The sequence below is a fragment of the Streptomyces tagetis genome, assembly GCF_018069565.1.
In the GTDB taxonomy this organism is placed as follows: Bacteria; Actinomycetota; Actinomycetes; order Streptomycetales; family Streptomycetaceae; genus Streptomyces; species Streptomyces tagetis.
On the sequence record NZ_JAGPNL010000001.1, the window covers coordinates 539,975 to 560,452 of the forward strand.

The following is a 20,478-nucleotide window of genomic DNA, read 5'->3' on the forward strand; positions in this document are numbered from 1 at the left end:
GATCATGTCCGGGCTCGCGGATGCGCCCGGAACACCCTGGGTAGGGCCCGCGCATGACGCGACAGCCCTTCCGACTCCCGCACTTCTACCTGCCGCATCCCGCGCGGCTCAACCCCCACCTCGACGAGGCCCGGACCCACTCGACGGCGTGGGCGCGCGAGATGGGCATGCTGGAGGGCTCCGGGGTCTGGGAGCAGTCCGACCTCGACGCGCACGACTACGGACTGCTGTGCGCCTACACCCACCCCGACTGCGACGGGCCCGCGCTCTCCCTCATCACCGACTGGTACGTGTGGGTCTTCTTCTTCGACGACCACTTCCTGGAGAAGTACAAGCGCACCCAGGACCGCGTCGCCGGAAAGGCCCACCTGGACCGGCTGCCGCTCTTCATGCCGCTCAACCCGGCCGCCGAGACGCCCGAGCCGGAGAATCCGGTGGAGGCCGGACTCGCCGACCTGTGGCGGCGCACCGTGCCCGCCATGTCCGACGGCTGGCGCCGCCGCTTCGCCGTCGCCACCGAGCACCTGCTCAACGAGTCCCTGTGGGAGCTGTCCAACATCAACGAGGGCCGGATCGCCAACCCGGTCGAGTACATCGAGATGCGCCGCAAGGTCGGCGGCGCCCCCTGGTCGGCCGGGCTCGTGGAGTACGCCACCGCCGAGGTGCCCGTCTCCGTCGCCGGCACCCGGCCGCTGCGGGTGCTGATGGAGACCTTCTCCGACGCCGTCCACCTGCGCAACGACCTCTTCTCGTACCAGCGGGAGGTCGAGGACGAGGGCGAGCTGAGCAACGGCGTGCTGGTGCTGGAGACCTTCTTCGGCTGCACCACCCAGGAGGCCGCCGACCTCGTCAACGACGTCCTCACCTCCCGGCTCACCCAGTTCGAGCACACCGCCTTCACCGAGGTCCCCGCGGTCGCCCTGGAGAACGCGCTCACCCCCGCCGAGACCGCCGCCGTCGCCGCGTACGCCAAGGGCCTCCAGGACTGGCAGTCCGGCGGCCACGAATGGCACATGCGCTCCAGCCGCTACATGAACGAGGGCGCGAGCACCGACTCGCCCTGGCAGAGCCCGACCGGTCCCGGCACCGCCGCCGCCGACATCGGCGCGCTGCTCGCCGCCGGCGCCCTCGGCACCGCGCCCGCCGCCTTCCGGCAGCCCGACCGGCTGCGCGCCTACGGCCACGTGCCGTACCCGAAGGTCGGGCCCTCCCTCATCCCCGACATGCGGATGCCGTACCCGCTGGAGCTGAGCCCCCATCTCGACGGCTCACGGCGCCACCTGCTTCAGTGGTCGCACCGCATGGGCATCCTCGCCGAGGGCGTGTGGGACGAGGACAAGCTCGCCAGTTGCGACCTCCCGCTCTGCGCGGCCGGACTCGACCCCGACGCCACCCAGGAGCAACTGGACCTCGCCTCCGACTGGCTGGCCTTCGGCACCTACGGCGACGACTACTACCCCCTCGTCTACGGACACCGCCGCGACCTGGCCGCCGCCCGCCTGACCACCGCCCGGCTCTCCGCCTGCATGCCCCTGGACGGCGAGCCGGTGCCCCCGCCCGTCAACGCCATGGAGCGCTCCCTGATCGACCTGTGGGAGCGCACCACGGGGGCCATGACGCCCGAGCAGCGCCGCCCGCTCAAGGACGCCGTGGACGTCATGACCGAGTCCTGGGTGTGGGAGCTGTCCAACCAGATCCAGCACCGCGTCCCCGACCCCGTGGACTACCTGGAGATGCGGCGGGCCACCTTCGGCTCCGACCTCACCCTGGGGCTGTGCCGCGCCGGACACGGACCGGCCGTGCCGCCCGAGGTCTACCGCAGCGGGCCCGTCCGCTCCCTGGAGAACGCGGCCATCGACTACGCCTGCCTCCTCAACGACGTCTTCTCGTACCAGAAGGAGATCGAGTACGAGGGCGAGATCCACAACGCGATCCTCGTCGTGCAGAACTTCTTCGGCATCGACTACCCGTCCGGCCTCCGCGTCGTACACGACCTGATGACCCAGCGCATGCTCCAGTTCGAGCACGTCGTCGCCCACGAACTGCCCGTCGTCTACGACGACTTCCAGCTCTCGGGCGAGGCGCGCGCGGTGATGGACACCTATGTGACCGACCTCCAGAACTGGATGGCCGGCATCCTCAACTGGCACCGCAGCGTGCCCCGTTACCGGGCCGAGTACCTGGCCGGCCGCACCCACGGCTTCCTCCCGGACCACCTGCCGGCCCTGCCCGTCCCCCGGGCGCCGGGCGCGGCGGCGACGGTGGGCGGCCTGCTCGGCTGAGACCGGGCTCCCGGGCGGCGGGGGCGGCACCCGGACGCCGACGATCTCACCCGTTCGTGGCTCGTGACGTGCCGGCGGGCGGGGTAGGTCCCCCGCCGGAGGAGAGACGAGATCCATGGAACAGACAGCGTTGCGTCCCAAGCCCATGCCGGGCCGGGACCCCGGGACCGGCACCACCCCCGGCCCCGACCTGCGCCCGCCCCCGGTGCGCCGCGGCCGGCGGCGGCCGGTGACCGTGCTGCTCGCCACCGCCGGCGCCGTCGTGCTGCTGCTGGCCGGCGTCGGACTCGGCACGGTCGGCACCACCCTGCTCGGCGCGCACCGGCTCGCCGGGCAGCCGGGGCCCGCCGGCGCCGGGGCACCGGCCCAGGGCCCGGCGGCGGACGCGCGGGCCGCCCCTGCACCGCCGTCCGCCGGCACCGCCCCCGGTCCCGCCTCCGACCCGGCACCGCCCACCGCGACCCTCGGCGTGGAGGCCGTGGACGACCGGGGGCCGGGCGCCCTGGTCGTCGGCGTCCACGTGCCCGGCCCCGGGTACACGGCGGGGCTGGTCCGCGGCGACGTCCTGCTGACCTTCGGCACCACCCGCGTCGACTCGGCCGCCGACCTCGCCCGTGCCGTCGCCCGCGCCGCACCCGGCACCCCGGTCAAGGTGACGGTGCGCCACGCGGGCGGCGGGTACCAGATGCTGACGGCGGTGCCGGGAGTCGTCACCTGACCGCCCCCGGCCCGCGGAGGGGGCGTGGCCGGGGGAGGGCGGTGCGGTGGCCGGTTCGCGCCGGTCCCGCCGAACGGGCAGGATGCTGCCCATAGGCACCTTTTCCGCCCGCCCAGGAGGACCGGATGACCGGCGGCACACCCGCTGCGCGCTTCACCGCTGACGACTACCGGGCCCGCATGGCACGCGCCGTGCGGTCGGCCGCCGACGCCGGACTGGCCGGACTGCTCGTCGCCCCCGGCCCCGACCTGGTCTGGCTCACCGGCTACGCGCCCGTCGACACGGAACGGCTCACCCTGCTCGTCCTCGCCCCCGGCCGCGACCCCGTCCTCGTCGTGCCCGCCCTGGAGGCCCCGGACGCCGGGCAGGCCGCCGGAGCCCCCGCGCTGACCCTGCGCGACTGGACCGACGGCCAGGACCCCTACGCCGCCACCGCCGCCCTCCTCGACGGCACCGGACGCCTCGGCGTCAGCGACAACACCTGGGCGATGCACCTGCTCGGCCTGCAACGCGCCCTGCCCGCCACCTCGTACGCCGCCCTCACCGAGGCGCTGCCCCTGCTGCGGGCCGTCAAGGACCCGGCCGAACTGGAGCTGATGGCGGCGGCGGGCGCCGCCGCGGACGCGGCCTTCGAGGAGATCCGCGCGGTCCGCTTCGCCGGCCGCCGCGAGAGCGACGTCGCCGCCGACCTCGCCGCGCTGCTGCGCCGCTTCGGGCACTCCCGGGTCGACTTCACCATCGTCGCCTCCGGCCCCAACGGCGCCAACCCGCACCACGAGGCCGGCGACCGCGTCATCCGCGACGGCGACATGATCGTCCTCGACTTCGGCGGCCTCAAGGACGGCTACGGCTCCGACACCTCCCGCACCGTCCACGTCGGGGAACCCACCGACGAGGAGCGCCGCGTGCACGACCTGGTCCGCGAGGCGCAGGAGGCCGGCTTCCGCGCGGTGCGGCCCGGCGCCGCCTGCCAGGACGTCGACCGCGCCGCCCGCGCGGTGATCGACGGCGCGGGATACGGCCCGTACTTCATCCACCGCACCGGGCACGGCATCGGCGTCACCACCCACGAGCCGCCGTACATGATCGAGGGCGAGGAGCAGCCGCTGCTGCCCGGCATGTGCTTCTCCGTCGAACCCGGCGTCTACCTGCCCGGCCGCTTCGGGGTCCGCATCGAGGACATCGTCACCGTCACCGAGGACGGCGGCCGGCGGCTCAACGACACCACCCGGGAACTGGTCGTCGTGGAATGACCCCGGGGCAACGACCTCGTGGGGATCGACCCGGGGGGAACGACTCCCCGGGGTACGCCCCCGGGGGTACGCCCCCCACCGGCCGGCCCGGCACAGGACCGGAAGAGGACCCGGAAGACGACGGCACGACCATGACCCAGGCACCCACCCCGACCGAGGACACCGTCCGACGGCTGGTCGGCTCCCTGCTCCCGCGGGGCACCGGCCCCGACGTACGGCCCGCCACCGAGGGCGCCGGACCCGCCACCTGGTGGGTCGGCACCCGCCATGTGCTGCGCCTGGCCACCGACCGCGAGACCGCGGCCCGCCGGCGCCGCGAACCGCGCCTGCGCGACCTGGTCCGCGCCCACGTCCCCGTCACCGTGCCCGTCACGGTGGCGCACGGCGAGTGGGCGCCCGGCCTCACCTACACCCTCGACGCCCGGGTGCCCGGCGGCTCCGCCGAGGACCACTCCGTCTCCGCCGTCGGCGAGGCGGACCTCGCGGCGCTGCTCACCGGGTTGCGCGAGGTCCCGCCGCGGCAGGCCGAGACGCTGGGCGTGCCCAGGGCCCCCGCGCGCTCCCTGGAGACGCTGCGCCGGTCCGCCGAGGCCGCCGCCCGCCGGCTCGCCGTGGCCGACGAGTTCGACCCGGCCCGGCTCGCGCAGCTCACCGGGGCGGCGACGGCCCAGCTCGGCGTGGGGCCCGGCGCGGTGGCCCTCGTGCACCACACCCTGGCCGACGACCACCTCGTGGTCGGCGCCGACGGGCGGGTGCGCGGGGTGCTCGGCTGGGCGGACGCGGTCCTCGGGGACCCCGCCGAGGACATCGCCGGGCTCGCGCTCGCCGTCGGCTCCCCCGCCGCCGTCCGCGCCGCGACCCTCGCCGGATACGGGGCCCGGCCCTGCCTGCGCGGCCTGTGGCTGGCCCGCTGCGACGCGGTCGTGCACCTCGCCGGCGCCCTCTCCGGCAAGACCCCCGCGCCGCCGCTGCCGGTGCTGCGGGCCCGGCTGCGCCGTGCCTGGGAGGCGATCCTCCTGGAGCGGGTCACCGAGCTGCGCGGCGACGCCGGGGGCGGTGACACCGCGCCCTGGTAGCAGGGCCGGGCCTGGGCGTCCCCGGTGCGCTCACTCCTGGAAGAGGACCACGCTCGACTCGCCCGGCACCCGCAGCAGCCCGTCCGCGCCCGGCGGCTCCACCGGCTCCCACGCCGCGAGGACCCGCGCCGGGCGGGCGCCCAGCGGGATCAGGGCGGGCTCGGAGCCCAGGTTGACCGCGATCCGCAGGTCGCCGCGCCGGAACGCCAGCCAGCGGCTCTCCTCGTCGAAGGCGACCCGGGTGTCCGCGAGGTCGGGGTCGCTCAGGTCCGGCTCCGCGTGGCGCAGGGCGATCAGCCGGCGGTACCACTCCAGCACCCGGGCGTGCGGCTCGCGCCGCGGCTCGGACCAGTCGAGGCAGGAGCGGTCGCGGGTCGCCGGGTCCTGCGGGTCCGGTACGTCCTCCTCCTTCCAGCCGTGCGCGGCGAACTCCCGCCGCCGCCCCCGGCGCACCGCCTCCGCCAGCTCGGGGTCGGTGTGGTCGGTGAAGTACTGCCAGGGCGTGCCCGCCGCCCACTCCTCGCCCATGAACAGCATCGGCGTGAACGGGGCGGTCAGCGTCAGCGTGGCCGCGCAGGCGGCGAGCCCGGGGGAGACCAGGGCCGCGAGCCGCTCCCCCCGGGCGCGGTTGCCGATCTGGTCGTGGCTCTGGGAGTAGCAGGTCAGACGGTGCGAGGCGAGCCGGGTGCGGTCCAGCGGGCGGCCGTGGTGGCGCCCCCGGAAGGACGAGTAGGTGCCGTCGTGGAAGAAGCCCCGGGTCAGCGTCTTGGCGAACGCGGCGAGCGGGGCCCGCGCGAAGTCGGCGTAGTAGCCCTGCGCCTCGCCGGTCAGGGCGGTGTGCAGGGCGTGGTGGAAGTCGTCGTTCCACTGGGCGTGCACGCCGAGGCCGCCCTCCGCGCGCGGGGTCACGGTCCGCGGGTCGTTGCGGTCGGACTCGGCGATCAGGAACAGCGGGCGGCCCAGGTCGGCGGCGAGCGCGTCCACGGCCGCCGACAGCTCCTCCAGGAAGGGGAGGGCGCGGGTGTCGGCCAGCTCGTGCACGGCGTCCAGGCGCAGTCCGTCGAGCCGGTAGTCCCGCAGCCAGGCCAGGGCGCTCTCCCGCAGGTACGCCCGCACCTCGTCCGAGCCGGGCGCGTCCAGGTTCACCGCGGCGCCCCAGGGGGTGTGGTGGGTCTCGGTGAAGTACGGGCCGAAGGCGGGCAGGTGGTTGCCGGAGGGGCCGAGGTGGTTGTGGACCACGTCCAGGACGACGCCCAGGCCGAGCCCGTGCGCCCGGTCCACGAACCGCTTGAGCGCCTCGGGCCCGCCGTACGGCTCGTGCACGGCCCACGGGGCGACCCCGTCGTACCCCCAGCCGTGTCGGCCCGGGAAGGGGCACAGCGGCATCAGCTCGACGTGGGTGACGCCCAGGGCCGCGAGGTGGTCCAGTCGCTCCGCGGCGGCGTCGAGGGTGCCCTCGGGGGTGTACGTGCCCACGTGCAGCTCGTACAGGACCCCGCCGGGCAGCGGGCGGCCCCGCCACGGAGCCCGCCACTCGTACCGGCCGTGGTCGACGACCGCGCCGAGCCCGTCCGGGCCGTCCGGCAGGCGGCGCGAGCGCGGATCGGGCAGCACGGGCCCGCCGTCGACCGCGAAGCCGTACCGCGAGCCGTCCTGGGCCCGCGCCCGCCCGCACCACCACCCCGGGCGCTCCGGATCGCTCTCCATCGCGCTCGTGACGCCGTCGCACATCAGCGTCACCTCGCCGGCCCCCGGCGCCCACACCTCGAACTGCACGGACCGTACCCCTTCGTCTGCTCTCCGTGACGGTCCCGTCCATGGTCCAGCAAAAGCGATCACCGCGCTGGGGAATGTCACCCTTGGGAGCAGGTGTCGCCCTCCGTGCGGACACCGGACGCCGGAAGCCGGACGGCACACGGCGGTGCGGAGGGCACACGGCGGGCCGGACGGCACACGGAGGACACACGGCGGGCCGGAGGGTCCGTCACTCCTTCCACACGAGGACGGTCAGCACCGCGCTGGTGATCTTCACGGGGGCGGAGGACTGGTTGAGCAGCCGCACCCGCATCCGGCGGTTCCCGCCGATCCGTTTCGTCAGCGGGACGACGGCGAAGGAGCCGCCGGGCGTGCCGATCACCTCGTGGGCCGGGTGGTCCGCCTTGTGCGTGTCGACCTCGAACTCGGACATGCGGACCTGGACCACGTCGCCGACCGGCAGATCGGCCACGCCCAGGCTGAGGCTGCCGGTGAAGCGGGCCGGGCCCCGCGCGAACACGGCGCCGCCCGAGAGGTGGTCGCCGGTCTCGTCGCTCCACTCGGCGGTGAACTCGATCGAGTCCCAGACGCCGGGCCGCAGGGTGTAGTGCTCGGCGACGCCGAGGTTGACGTACTGGGGCATGTCGTCTCCGTCTCCTTGCCACTGTCCCGCCGGGAGCGCCAGGCAGTCGGCGAGGTCCCGGCGGAAGTCCTTCATGTCGAAGCCGCGCGGATCGGGCTTCCAGTCGCTCCATTCCAGGTGTCCGATGGCGGACTTGGCGCTCCAGCCGTGCGCCCGGCAGATCCCGGCGGTGGCCCGGACCATCGCCACGTACTGGACGCGCGGCCAGGGGTCCTTGCCGTCGCCCGCGTTCTCGCACTCCCAGCCGTAGAAGCGGGCGTTGCCGTCGACGGCGCCCGTACTGCCCTCGTGCTTGGTGGGCGCGGTCGGGCGGTCGCCGTAGGACTCGTCGACGACCTGGGTGAGCACCGCCCCGTCGCCGCCCCCGGCGTGGTTGGCGCGGCCGTTGGCGGTGAGGTGGACGGTGCCGTCCTTGGTGACGCAGCCGGTGGCCAGCGGGCCGGGCAGGGCGCTGTGCCCGTCGTAGATCAGGGCGACGACGTCCGTGCCGGGGCCGGTGACGGTGTGGTGGATCATCACCCCGTTCACCGGCCCCCAGGCGCCCTTGGAGTTCCGGTTGTGGGTCCGCCAGGCACGGACCTCGCGGACGGCGCAGCCCTCGGCCTTGAGGGCGGCGACCAGTTGGGTGGCGGTCAGGGGAGTGGCCAATGTGCTGTCCTCTCAGCCGTCGTGGTGACGAAAGACGGTCCGACCGTGGACACGACGGTGCGGGGGTCCCGGTCCGAGTCAACGTCATCTTCCGGTTTCCGGCGACACGTTCGGCTGAAACCACCCCTTCGCGCCAACCTGGGGGCGGTGCCGGGCGGGCCGCTGTGGCAGGGGAGTTACGGACATGTGGCACTGCGGGGTGTGGGCGCGGACGGCCGGGGTGTAAATATTCGGTGTGTACAGAGGAACAGGAGCAACGGGCACCTGGGGCCGCGGCGGAAAAACGGGGTAACGGATCATGTCGTCCTTCGAGTCCAACACTCCTCCTCCGGCTCTCGCCCGGCTCTCCGACGCCGAGCGGGACCGGGCGCTGAAGGTGTTGCGGGACGGTGTCGCCGCGGGCCGCCTCTCCCACGACACGTTCGTGCGCCGCATGGAACTGGCCCTGGTCGCCCGCCGGTCCGAGGAACTGGCCGTGCTCACCGCCGACCTGCGCTCCGAAGGCCGGGCCTCCCGGCTGGTGTTCGGCGCGGTGGAGGCGGTCTCCGGCTTCGGCGTACGACTGCGGCGGGCCTGGCAGGCCGAGCGGCTGCCCAAGCTGCTGCTGCCGCACCCGGGCACCGGCCACCCGCTGCGGATAGGGCGCGACCCGGCGAACGGGCTGCGGCTCAGCCACGAGACCGTCTCCCGCGTGCACGCCGAGCTGACCCGGCAGGGCGGCATGTGGGTGCTGCGCGACCTCGGCTCCACCAACGGCACCACGGTCAACGGGCGGCGGGTGATCGGCGCCGCCGTCGTCCGAGAGGGCGACCAGATCGGCTTCGGCCACACCGTGTTCCGCCTCTCCGCGAGCTGACGGCGCCCTCGCCGGGGCCCGGCGAGGACGGGCCGGGGCCCGGGGCCAGGGGGGAACGCCGGGTACGGGAAGGGCCGGCGGGACCGGGCCGGGGAGCGCCGGGGCGGGGTCGCGGGGCCCACGCCCCTTTGCCATTCCGGGTGTTGACGTACACCCCCGGGCGTGACTGACTGTGCGTACACCGCGCACGCCCCGTGACCCGGCGTCCCGATTCGTGGAGGTGTGTCCTGCCGCCCCTCCTGCGCTACCCGACCGTGGACGAACTGGGCGCCCACGCCGCCGCACTCGCCGCCCGCCACCCCGGCCGGGCCCGGCTGCGCCGCGTCGGCACCTCCCGCGCCGGCACCCCGCTGCTCCTGCTCTCCGTCGGCCGGGGCGGGCGCCAGGCCCTCGTCGTCGCCGGACCGCACGCCAACGAACCCGTCGGCGGCGCCACCGTCCTGCGCCTGGCCGAACGCGCCCTGGCCGACCCCCGGCTCACCGAGGACGCCGACGCCACCTGGAACCTGCTGCTCAGCGCCGACCCCGACGGACTGCGCCACAACGAGGGGTGGCTGACGGGCCCGTACACCCTCGGGCGCTACGCCCGGAACTTCTTCCGGCCCGGCTTCCTGGAACAGCCCGAGTGGCTGCCCGACGGCCCCGACCGCGCCACGCTCCCCGAGACCCGCGCCCTGCTCGCCCTCCAGGACGAGCTGCGCCCCTTCCTCCAGTGCTCCCTGCACGGCGTCGACGTCGGCGGCGGCTTCGCCGAGGTCACCGACGAACTGCCCGGCCTCGCCCGGCGGATGGCCCACGCCGCGACCCGCCTCGGCATCCCCCGCGAACTCGGCGCCTACGACGCCCTGTACTGGCCCGGCCTCGGACCCGCCGTCTACCGGATACCGCCGCCCCGCTCCGGCGACCTGACCGCCGCCATCACCGAGGCCGCCGTCGACTCGACCTGGTGCCACCCCCGCCGCCACGGCACCGTCACGGCGGTGGTGGAGGCGCCCATGTGGGGCGTGGCCGCCGTCGGCGACGGTTCGGCCCCGGCCGACGCGGACGCGGTGCTGCGCGCGGTGAGCCGTACGCTGCGCCACGACACGCGGCGGCTGCGCCGGCTCCTCGGCCGGGTCCGGCCGCACGCGGCGGGCCCCGACGCGGCCCGGCTGCTGGCGCCGGTCGACGACTACCTCCTCGTCTGCCCCCGGCTCGCCGACGCCTGGGACCCGGACACCGACGACGGCACGGGCCGCCCCCTGCCGCCGATGAGCACCGCCCACCTGGCCACCCTGCGCATCGCCGGGCGGCGGCTGGCGCTGCGGACGGCGGGCCTCCTGCACCAGGTGGTGACCCGCGCCGGGCGCGATCCGGCGGACGCGCTGCCCGAGCTGGACCGGCTCCTCGACGCCTGGTGCGCCGACTACCGCGAGGGCTTCGGGGCCCGCTGGATACCGGTGGCCCGGCAGGCGGAGTACCAGACCCGGGTCGTCCTCGCCGCCTTCGAGCTGGCCGCCGCCCGGCACGCCCCGCGCGGTCTGCTGCCCTCGGGCTGACGCGCGCCTCCTCAGCGGCCCGCGTCCGCGGCGCCCGGCCTCCTCAGCGGCCCGCGTCCGCCGTCCCCGGCTCCCCCTCGCGCTCCAGCAGGGCGACGGGGAGGTCCCGGAAGAGGTCGGCCACCCGGACCCGGCCGGTGTGGACGCGGCCGGGGGCCAGGACGTCGGCCCAGCGGCCGGGCGGCAGCGCCAGCTCCGTGCCGCGCCAGCCGCCCGCCTCCGCCAGCCGCAGCGACAGCCGGGTCACGGCGGTCAGCACCGCCCCGGTGCGGACGAAGGCCACGCAGTGTTCCGCCGCCGGGCCCTCGGCCGCCAGCGGCGTGTACGCCGCGCCCTCGCCGAAGACCCCGGGCCGGCGGGAGCGCAGCGCCAGCGCGGCCCGGGTCACCGCCCCCTTCTCCCCGGTGCCGGCGACGGGCGGGAAGCTCGCGGGGGCCCGGTTGTCCGGGTCCACCAGCGCCCGGTACTCGCCCTCCGTGCCCTGGTAGAGGTCCGGCACGCCCGGCATCGTCAGGTGGACCAGGGCCGTGCCGAGGACGTGGGCCCGGATGTGCGGCTCCAGCGCCTCCCGGAAGGCGGCCACCCGCTCGCCCGGCACACCGCACGGCCCCGCCGCCAGGAAGCGCGTCACCGCCTCCTCGTACTCCGGTCCCCGCTCCGTCCAGGTGGTGTGCAGGCCCGCCTCGCGGACGTGCTTCAGCAGCGCCTCGCGCACCCGGTCGCCGTCGGCCGGGCCGAGTCCGAACACCGTCTGCCACGCCGCCCAGGCCAGCGGGGCGTCCGGCGCCCGCGGAGCCTCGGCCGACGCCTTCGCCACCACCTCGGCCCAGGCCCCGGGGCACTGGGCGAGCACGGCGAGCGCGGCCCGTACGTCGGCGCTGCGCTTGGTGTCGTGCGTGGAGAGCACCGTCCCCGCCGCGGGCCGCTCCCGCTGGAGGCCGGCGCAGAAGGCGTGGAACTCCCCGGGCGGCAGCGCGGGCCGCCCCGGGTCGCCGCCGACCTCCCCGGCCGACAGCAGCGGCACGTAGCGGTAGAAGGCCCGGTCCTCCACCGACTTGGCGCGCAGCGCGGAGGAGGTCTGCGCGAACCGGGCCCGGAACTCCTCGTGTTCCGGCCCCTGCCCGGCCCGTCCGGTCAGCAGGTCCCGGACCGCGTCCACCGCGCCCGCCTCCTGCGCCACCGTGAAGGCGTGCCGCGCCTCGGCCACCGCACGCTCGGTGACCACCCTGGCCGCGTCGGCGGGCGTGTAGGGCCGGTAGACCTCCATGCGGACCAGCAGCTCGCGCAGGGCGGTGCGCAGCGCCCACGGCGCCCGGTCGCGCAGCGCGGCCAGGGGCGAGGAGGCGCACAGCCGGTGCGCCACCCGGGTCAGCCGCTCCGTCTCGGCGGCCAGCTCGTGCGCGAGCACCTCGTACGCCGAACGCCGCACCGTCGCCGCCCAGTCGCCGCCCAGGTCCGCCGGAGGGTCGGCGAAGTCGCGGTAGGCGGCGAGGAGTTCGCGGGCGCCGTCCGGGTCGGTGAAGAGCGCGTCGACGTGGCGCAGGGCCTCGTACCCGGTGGTGCCGGCGACGGGCCAGTCGGCCGGCAGCCGCTCCCCGTCCGCGAGGATCTTCTCCACCACCGTCCACCGGCCGCCGGTCGCCTCGTGCAGCCGCCGCAGGTAGCCGCCGGGGTCGGCGAGCCCGTCCGGGTGGTCGATCCGCAGCCCGTCGACCACGCCCTCGCGCAGCAGCCGCAGGACGGTGGCGTGGGTCGCCTCGAAGACCTCCGGGTCCTCCACCCGCACCCCGATCAGCTCGGAGATACTGAAGAACCGCCGGTAGTTCAGCTCGGTGCGGGCCAGCCGCCACCACACCGGGCGGTACCACTGGGCGTCCAGCAGCTCGGGCAGCGGCAGGTGCTCGGTGCCCTCCCGGAGCGGGAAGACCTGCTCCCCGTGGCGCAGCACGCCGTCCTCGGCCCGCATCCCCTCCAGCACCTCGCCGAGGGGTGCGCCGAGCACCGGCAGCAGCACCTGCCCGCCCTGCGCCTCCCAGTCGATGTCGAACCAGCGCGCGTACGGCGACCCGGGCCCCTCGCGCAGCACCTCCCACAGGGCGCGGTTGTGGCGCGGGGACATCGCCATGTGGTTCGGCACGATGTCCACCACCAGGCCGAGCCCGTGCTCGCGCGCGGTGCGCGCCAGTGCCCGCAGCCCCTCCTCGCCGCCCAGTTCTCCGCGTACGCGCCCGTGGTCCACGACGTCGTAGCCGTGCGCCGAGCCGGGGACCGACTCCAGGACGGGGGAGAGGTGCAGGTGCGACACGCCGAGCGAGGCCAGGTACGGCACGGCCGCCGCCGCGGCGGCGAAGGGGAAGGCCGGCTGGAGCTGGAGCCGGTAGGTGGCCGTGGGGGTCGCGGGTACCGGCGGGCGGGGTCGCTCAGGCGTCATGACCGGTACGTACCCGGCCCGCCCCGTTTCGTCTCACAGGCCCCCTTTACGGGCGTACGGGCGTACGGGCGTACGGGCGCATGGGCGCACAGGCGTGCGCGGGGGCGCGCGGGGCTAGGCGGGGCGGCGGAGGACGGCGAGGCTGCGGTCGGTCAGGGTCAGCCGGTCCCCGGCCTTCACCTTCGTCACCGTGCCCTCGGCCATGACCTCGGGGCGGGCGGTGTCGACCACCAGCTCCCACTGGCGGCCGTGGTCGAGGGGCACCACGAAGTCGAGGGCCTTCGGGGAGGCGTTGAACATCAGCAGGAAGGAGTCGTCGAGGACCCGTTCGCCGCGCGGTCCCGGCTCGGAGATCGCGTTGCCGTTGAGGAAGACGGTGAGCGCCGAGGCCCGTGCCGAGGTCCAGTCCCGCTGGGTCATCTCCGTGCCCTCGGGGGTGAACCAGGCGATGTCCGACAGCTCGTCGTGGGTGCCCTCCACCGGCCGCCCGTGGAAGAAGCGGCGGCGGCGGAAGACCGGGTGGTCCTTGCGCAGCCACACCATCGCGCGGGTGAACTCCAGCAGGTCGGTGTCCGCGGCCCCCTCGTCGCTGCCGCTGCCGCTGCCGCTGCCGCTGCTGCTGCCGCCGCTGTCGTCGCCGTCGTCGTCGGCGCCGGGCCAGGCCACCCAGGCCAGCTCGTTGTCCTGGCAGTAGGCGTTGTTGTTGCCGCGCTGGGTGCGGCCGAACTCGTCGCCGTGGCTGATCATCGGCACGCCCTGGGAGAGCAGCAGGGTGGCGATGATGTTCCGCATCTGGCGCCCGCGCAACGCGCGCACCCGCGGATCGTCGCTCTCGCCCTCGGCGCCGCAGTTCCAGGTCCGGTTGTGGTTCTCGCCGTCCCGGTTGTCCTCGCCGTTGGCCTCGTTGCGCTTGTGCTCGTAGGAGACCAGATCGCGCAGGGTGAAGCCGTCGTGGCAGGTGACGAAGTTGATGGAGGCCAGCGGGCGCCGCCCGTCGTTCTGGTACAGGTCGGAGGAGCCGGTCAGCCGCGAGGCGAACTCCGCGAGGGTGCGCTGCTCACCGCGCCACAGATCGCGCACCGTGTCCCGGTACTTGCCGTTCCACTCGGTCCACAGTGGCGGGAAGTTGCCCACCTGGTAGCCGCCCTCGCCCAGGTCCCACGGCTCGGCGATCAGCTTGACCTGCGAGACCACCGGGTCCTGCTGCACGAGGTCGAAGAAGGACGAGAGCCGGTCCACCTCGTGGAACTGCCGGGCCAGCGTGGCCGCCAGGTCGAAGCGGAACCCGTCGACGTGCATCTCGGTGACCCAGTACCGCAGCGAATCCATGATCATCTGGAGGACGTGCGGGGATCGCATGAGCAGTGAGTTGCCCGTGCCGGTCGTGTCCATGTAGTAGCGGCGGTCGTCCGTGAGCCGGTAGTACGACGGGTTGTCGAGGCCCTTGAGGGACAGCGTCGGGCCCAGGTGGTTGCCCTCGGCGGTGTGGTTGTAGACCACGTCGAGGATCACCTCGATCCCCGCCTCGTGCAGCGCCTTCACCGCCGACTTGAACTCCAGCACCTGCTGGCCGCGGTCGCCCCAGGAGGCGTAGGCGTTGTGCGGGGCGAAGAAGCCGATCGTGTTGTAGCCCCAGTAGTTGCCCAGGCCCATGTCGGCCAGCCGGTGGTCGTTGACGAACTGGTGGACCGGCATCAGCTCCAGCGCCGTGACGCCGAGGGTGACCAGGTGTTCGAGGACCGCCGGGTGCGCGAGGGCCGCGTAGGTGCCCCGCAGCTCCTTCGGCAGCGCCGGGTGCCGCATCGTCAGGCCCTTGACGTGCGCCTCGTAGATCACCGTGTGGTGGTACTCCGTCCGGGGGAGGCGGTCGTCGCCCCAGTCGAAGTACGGGTTCACCACGACCGACGTCATGGTGTGCGGGGCCGAGTCGAGGTCGTTGCGCCGTTCGGGTTGGCCGAAGTGGTAGCCGTAGACCTCCTCGCCCCACCGGACGGCCCCGCTGATCGCCCGCGCGTACGGGTCCAGGAGCAGCTTCGCGGAGTTGCAGCGCAGCCCGCGCTCCGGGGCGTACGGGCCGTGCACGCGGTAGCCGTAGCGCCGGCCCGGCATCACGCCGGGCACATAGGCGTGCCGGACGAACGCGTCGCTCTCCCGCAGCTCGACGGAGGTCTCCGAGCCGTCGTCGTCGAGCAGACACAGCTCCACTCGGTCGGCGGCCTCCGTGAAGACCGCGAAGTTGGTTCCGGCGCCGTCGTACGTGGCGCCGAGCGGATACGCCTCTCCAGGCCAGACCTGCATGGACACGACTCTCCCAGGTGTGCGCCGCCGGTGCGGGCGCCCTGGCTCCGAGTCTCCCCGAAAGTCGCTCCCGCCACCCGTGCGCGCGCCCGGGGCGCCCTGGTCCGCGCCGCGCCCCTTCGGCCCCCCGCGCGCCGTGCTCCGGGAGCGGGCGCCCGCGCGACGCGCCCCCGGCGGCCCGGCCCGGGGGCGTGGACGGTCCGCGCGCTGTGAACGCGTTATGAATCCGCTCACTCCCACGGCCGTCCCAGGCCGGAACGGCCCGGTGGATCACGCTCGTTGGGGCGACGAGCCTGTCCATCGGGCTGCACCGCGCACCGCTCCCGGAGTACCCTTCCTTGATCGTTGAGACAGGTGGTGCCCCGGGAGAGCCGGGGAGCGGAAGGCGGTGCGCGGGTGGGCTCGGGAGGGCTGGAACTGCCCCCTGGTGACGAGGGGCGCGAGGGGGGCTCCCCGGACGTCCGGCCCGGCGCGGTCTCCCTGGCGCGGCCGATGAGCGTGGGCGCCATCGGCCCGGAACTGGACTGGGGCGCCGAGGACTGGCACGAGGTGCGCACCCGGGCACAGCGGGCCGGCCGCGCCTACATCTGGCTGAACCTCGTCGAACAGCGGCTGCGCACGGTCGTGGCCGCCGTGCTCCGGCCCGTCTACGAACCCGTCCACGGCGACGAGTGGGTGGTCGCCGCCGCAGGTCCCGCCGGCCAGGAGTGGGTGCAGCGCGCGGTCGCCGTCCGCGAGGTCAGCCGCCGCAAGGGCTACCTCCTCGACCCCGCCGACGACAACGTGCTCAGCTTCCTCACACTGCCGCAGTTGCGGGAGCTGATGGTCCAGCACTGGCCCTGCTTCGAGCCCTACGTCGACGAGCGCCGCGACGTGGAGCTCGCCCTGGACGAGCTGGAGGTCACCCGCAACGTCGTCTCCCGCAACCGGGCCCTGTCCGAGGCGGTCCTGCGCCAGGCCGAACGGGCCTCGGCGCGGCTGCTGGACGTGCTCGGCGCGGGCAACGACGTGCCCTCCGCGCACCGGCTGCCCCTCGACGCGGTCGAGGACCTGGTCGGCGACCGCTACGCCGACGTGGTCGCCGTCCATCCCGACCGGGTCCGGCTGCTGCGCCAGTTCCCGGCCGAGGACATCTTCGGCGGCGCCCGCCGGCTGGACGCCCTCGGCATCGGCCTCAACCTGCTCGTGCAGAACTTCTCCGGGCGCCGGCTGGTGCGGCTGGCCGAGGCCGGCGGCCGGGTGCGGCTGCTCTTCCTCAACCCGGCCTCCAGCGCCGTCAAGCGCCGCGAGCGTGAACTCGGCGTCAAACGGGGCGAGCTGAGCCGTGCCGTGGAGATGAACATCCTGCACATGCGCCGGGTGCGCTCGCGGCTGCGGGACCCGGGCGCCTTCGAGATCCAGGTCTTCGACGAGACCCCCCGCTTCACCGCCTACCTCGTCGACGGCGACGGCTCCGACGGCATCGCCGTGGTCCAGTCCTACCTGGCCCGCACCCGGGGGATCGAGACGCCGGTGATGGTCCTGCGCAACGGGCGCAACGGCGGAAAGGTCGTCAAAGCGGACCCCCTGGACGAAGCGGGCCTCTTCCCCACGTACCGCGAGGAGTTCGAGCTGATGTGGGCGGATTCGCGCCCGGTGTCCTGAGCTCCCGCCCCGGGCCGGCGGCGAAAGGCGCCGCCCGGCGTTGTCAGTGCCGCGTGCGAAGGTGGGAACCACTAGGGGGACGCATCACCGAGGAGGGGGACCGCCCATGGGCTGGCACCGGGAGCCGCTGATTGGCTTCGACCTGGAGACGACGGGCACCGACCCGCACGAGGCGCGCATCGTCACGGCCGCCGTGATCGAGGTCCGCGACGGCACGCCGGCCGGACGCCGGGAGTGGCTGGCCGACCCGGGCGTGGAGATACCGGCCGACGCCGTCGCCGTGCACGGCGTGAGCAACGAGCGCGCGACGGCCGAGGGCCGCCCCGCCGACCGGGTCGCCGACGCCGTGGCGAGCGTGCTCGCCGACCACTGGAAGGCGGGCGTCCCGGTCGTCGCGTACAACGCCGCCTTCGACCTGACCCTGCTCTGTGCCGAACTGCGCCGGTACGGGCTGCCGTCGCTGCGCGAGCGCCTGGGCGGACGCGATCCGGCCCCGGTCGTCGACCCGTACGTCATCGACCGCTCCGTCGACCGGTACCGCCGCGGCAAGCGGAACCTGGAGGCGGTCTGCGCCGAGTACGGGGTGGAGCTGGACGCGGCCCACGACGCGGGGGCCGACGCGCTCGCCGCGGCCCGGCTCGCCACGGCGATAGCCGTCCGCCACCCCAAGGTCGCCGCCCTCGCCCCGGCGGAGCTGCACCGCCGTCAGATCCGGTGGTGCGCCGAGTGGGCGGCGGACTTCCAGGGGTACCTGCGCCGCAAGGGCGACCCCACGGCCGTCGTCGACGGGGCCTGGCCGCTGCGCGAGGCGGCGGACACCGGCGCGCGCGTCTGATCCGGCCGGCCCGGGGCGCCGCCGCGCCCACCCAGCGGGGCGCCGCCGCCGTGCCGCCGCGAGGCGCCGCTCAGGCTCAGAAGGGGTACCACCGCACCGTCGTGTCCCCGTCCCGCAGGGAGGCCACCCGGCGCCGGAACTCCGCCAGCGCCTTGGGATTGCTCGGCGCGTGCTGCGCCACCCACGCGCAGCTCGCCGTCTCCCGGGCGCCCCGCAGCACCGCGCAGCCGTCCCAGGCGCGCACGTCCCAGCCGTAGGTCTCGGTGAACGAGTCGTACGCCCCGGCGGGCAGCCCGTAGCGGTCCCGGCTCAGCGCCATGACGACGAGGTCGTGCTCGCGCAGGTCGGTGGAGAAGGTCTCCAGGTCCACCAGGACCGGCCCGTCGGGACCCACGTGCACATTGCGGGGGAGCGCGTCGCCGTGGATGGGGCCGGGCGGCAGGTGAGGGGTGAGCGCGGCGGCGGCCTGCGCGAAACCGTCCCGGCGCCGCCGCAGGTAGGCCGCGTCCGCCGGGTCGACCACGTCGCCCGCGAGCCGCAGCCACCGCTCCACGCCGGCCAGCAGGTCGCGCGGCGGCAGCGGGAAGTCCGGCGCGGGCAGGGCGTGCACCAGCCGCAGCAGCGCGGCCACGTCGTGGGGCTCGGCCGGCCGTACGGAGTCGGGGAGCCGGTGCCACAGGGTCACCGGGTGCCCGTCGACGAAGAGCGCCTTCGGCTCGGCCGCCCGCACCGCGGGCACCCCGGCCTCCTCCAGCCACACCGCGATGGCCAGCTCGCGTCGGGCGCGCTCCAGCAGCTCCGCGTCCCGGCCCACCTTGACCGCGAGGCCGCCCGCGGCGAACACCGCGTTCTCGCCCAGCGCGAGCAGCCTCGCCTCCCGCGCCGGGCCGGGCAGCACCCCGGCCGCGTCCAGCACCTCCCGGGCCCGTGCCTCGTCCATCCGTCCGTCCTCCGTGTCCGTCCTCGGCCGCTTCTCCGTCGACGGCGTGCCGGCGGGGGACGGCCCGTGGCTCCGGGCGCGCGGGGCGCCCGGTGTCCGCCATCCACCGGTCAGTCTCCCATTCGCACAGGTGGGGCCGTGTGCGCGGTGCCCCCTCAGCGCCGGGGTCAGGGCCGGAGGGCGGACGTGCGGACGTGCGGGCGGGTGCGGAAAGTCTTTTGCACGAGACGTCTCGTCTCGCCTAGGGTCGTCCGCATGACCAGTCCCGCGCACATCGCCATGTTCTCCGTCGCCGCCCACGGCCATGTGAACCCCAGCCTGGAGGTGATCCGCGAACTCGTCGCGCGGGGCCACCGGGTGACCTACGCGATCCCGCCGCACTTCGCCGAGAAGGTCGCCGAGACCGGTGCCGAGCCCCGGCTGTGGAACAGCACCCTGCCCGGCCCCGACGCGGACCCCTCCGCCTGGGGCACCACCCTGCTCGACAACGTGGAGCCCTTCCTCGCCGACGCGATCCAGGCGCTCCCGCAGCTCGTCGCCGCCTACGAGGGGGACACCCCGGACCTCGTCCTGCACGACATCACCTCCTACCCGGCCCGCGTCCTCGCCCACCGCTGGGGCGTGCCCGCCGTCTCCCTCTCACCGAACCTGGTCGCCTGGGAGGGGTACGAGAAGGAGGTCGGCGAGCCGATGTGGGCCGAGCCGCTGACCACCGAGCGCGGCCGGGCGTACTACGCGCGCTTCCACGCCTGGCTGGAGGAGAACGGGATCACCGAGCACCCCGACCCGTTCGTCGGCCGTCCCGCCCGCTCCCTGGTGCTGATCCCGAAGGTGCTCCAGCCGCACGCCGACCGGGTCGACGAGAGCGTGCACAGCTTCGTCGGCGCCTGCCAGGGCGACCGCTCCGGGGAGGGCGACTGGCGGCGCCCGGCCGGCGCCGACAAGGTCGTCCTCGTCTCCCTCGGCTCCTCCTTCACCCGGCAGCCCGCCTTCTACCGGGAGTGCGTCCGCGCCTTCGCCGGACTGCCCGGCTGGCACACGGTGCTCCAGGTCGGCCGGCACGTCACCGCCGGGGAACTGGGGGAGGTGCCCGACTCCGTGGAGGTGCGCTCCTGGGTCCCGCAGCTCGCGGTGCTCCGGCAGGCCGACCTCTTCGTCACCCACGCGGGCGCCGGCGGCAGCCAGGAGGGGCTGGCCACCGCCACGCCGATGATCGCCGTACCGCAGGCCGTCGACCAGTTCGGCAACGCCGACATGCTGGAGGGGCTGGGAGTCGCCCGGCGCCTGTCCACCGAGGAGGCCACCGCCGGGGCCCTGCGCACCGCCGCCCTCGGCCTGCTCGGCGACCCGGAGGTGGCCCGGCGCCTGGCGGAGGTCCGCGACGGGATGGCCCGGGAGGGCGGCACGCCCCGCGCGGCCGACCTGATCGAGGCCGGGCTGGCGGCGGCGCGGGGCTGACCGCGCCTTCGGGGGCCGCCTCCGCCGGGGTCCGGCCAGGGCCGCGCCCCGGCACGGCTGTCGCATGCGTCACACGCGTGCCCAGCGGTTGAACCGGCGGCCC

The 20,478-nt window shown here is 75.2% G+C and carries 13 protein-coding genes and 1 pseudogene; 9 read left to right on the plus strand and 5 right to left on the minus strand.

What is annotated here, in order from left to right:
- Positions 1–53 precede the first annotated feature (53 nt).
- The 4 genes from cyc2 to J5Y05_RS02330 all read left to right on the plus strand — a co-directional run bounded on the left by cyc2 (position 54) and on the right by J5Y05_RS02330 (position 5,329).
- Positions 54–2,282, plus strand: a complete 2,229-nt coding sequence (gene cyc2 / locus J5Y05_RS02315) for a germacradienol/geosmin synthase Cyc2 (protein WP_210868035.1) — start codon at positions 54–56, stop codon at positions 2,280–2,282.
- A gap of 115 nt (positions 2,283–2,397) precedes the next feature.
- Entirely contained in the window at positions 2,398–3,000 is a 603-nt protein-coding gene (locus tag J5Y05_RS02320) for a PDZ domain-containing protein (RefSeq protein WP_210868036.1), read from the plus strand.
- Between the two features lie 125 nt (positions 3,001–3,125).
- Positions 3,126–4,253 carry a M24 family metallopeptidase gene (locus tag J5Y05_RS02325; RefSeq protein ID WP_210868037.1) on the plus strand — a complete coding sequence of 376 codons (1,128 nt, stop codon included), beginning with the start codon at positions 3,126–3,128 and terminating at the stop codon, positions 4,251–4,253.
- 131 nt (positions 4,254–4,384) lie between these two features.
- Positions 4,385–5,329: an aminoglycoside phosphotransferase family protein gene (locus J5Y05_RS02330; RefSeq protein ID WP_210868038.1), complete on the plus strand. Its 945-nt coding sequence runs from the start codon at positions 4,385–4,387 to the stop codon at positions 5,327–5,329.
- Positions 5,330–5,359: 30 nt separating this feature from the next.
- Here J5Y05_RS02330 and treZ read toward each other — a convergent pair whose 3' ends face one another.
- Positions 5,360–7,105, minus strand: a complete 1,746-nt coding sequence (gene treZ, locus J5Y05_RS02335; RefSeq protein ID WP_210868039.1) for a malto-oligosyltrehalose trehalohydrolase — start codon at positions 7,103–7,105, stop codon at positions 5,360–5,362.
- A gap of 208 nt (positions 7,106–7,313) precedes the next feature.
- Complete coding sequence (locus tag J5Y05_RS02340; RefSeq protein WP_210868040.1) at positions 7,314–8,375, minus strand: peptidoglycan recognition protein family protein; 1,062 nt, start codon at positions 8,373–8,375, stop codon at positions 7,314–7,316.
- A gap of 295 nt (positions 8,376–8,670) precedes the next feature.
- Between J5Y05_RS02340 and J5Y05_RS02345 the strand changes: the two genes are divergently transcribed.
- Together J5Y05_RS02345 and J5Y05_RS02350 are read left to right on the plus strand one after the other, a co-directional pair.
- On the plus strand, positions 8,671–9,231 hold the full coding sequence (locus J5Y05_RS02345) for an FHA domain-containing protein (protein ID WP_210869628.1): 561 nt from the start codon (positions 8,671–8,673) through the stop codon (positions 9,229–9,231).
- 254 nt (positions 9,232–9,485) lie between these two features.
- Positions 9,486–10,769: a M14 family zinc carboxypeptidase gene (locus J5Y05_RS02350; protein ID WP_210868041.1), complete on the plus strand. Its 1,284-nt coding sequence runs from the start codon at positions 9,486–9,488 to the stop codon at positions 10,767–10,769.
- Positions 10,770–10,812: 43 nt separating this feature from the next.
- Here the strand turns inward: J5Y05_RS02350 and treY are convergent, their stop codons facing one another.
- Positions 10,813–13,200 carry a malto-oligosyltrehalose synthase gene (gene treY / locus J5Y05_RS02355; RefSeq protein WP_210868042.1) on the minus strand — a complete coding sequence of 796 codons (2,388 nt, stop codon included), beginning with the start codon at positions 13,198–13,200 and terminating at the stop codon, positions 10,813–10,815.
- A 114-nt stretch (positions 13,201–13,314) separates the two neighbouring features.
- Positions 13,315–15,498 (minus strand): glycogen debranching protein GlgX, encoded by a 2,184-nt coding sequence (glgX, locus tag J5Y05_RS02360; protein ID WP_210868043.1) that lies wholly within the window; start codon positions 15,496–15,498, stop codon positions 13,315–13,317.
- Between the two features lie 396 nt (positions 15,499–15,894).
- Between glgX and J5Y05_RS02365 the strand changes: the two genes are divergently transcribed.
- Positions 15,895–17,142, plus strand: a complete 1,248-nt coding sequence (locus tag J5Y05_RS02365; protein ID WP_210868044.1) for a DUF5919 domain-containing protein — start codon at positions 15,895–15,897, stop codon at positions 17,140–17,142.
- A gap of 106 nt (positions 17,143–17,248) precedes the next feature.
- Positions 17,249–17,977: a 3'-5' exonuclease gene (locus tag J5Y05_RS02370; protein ID WP_210868045.1), complete on the plus strand. Its 729-nt coding sequence runs from the start codon at positions 17,249–17,251 to the stop codon at positions 17,975–17,977.
- A gap of 76 nt (positions 17,978–18,053) precedes the next feature.
- Here the strand turns inward: J5Y05_RS02370 and J5Y05_RS02375 are convergent, their stop codons facing one another.
- Positions 18,054–18,917, minus strand: coding sequence for a phosphotransferase enzyme family protein (locus tag J5Y05_RS02375; protein WP_210868046.1), 864 nt, complete (start codon positions 18,915–18,917; stop codon positions 18,054–18,056).
- Positions 18,918–19,135: 218 nt separating this feature from the next.
- On the opposite strand from J5Y05_RS02375, the pseudogene mgt reads away from it, so the two are divergent.
- Positions 19,136–20,375 (plus strand): annotated as a pseudogene (mgt, locus tag J5Y05_RS02380) (macrolide-inactivating glycosyltransferase).
- Positions 20,376–20,478 lie beyond the last annotated feature (103 nt).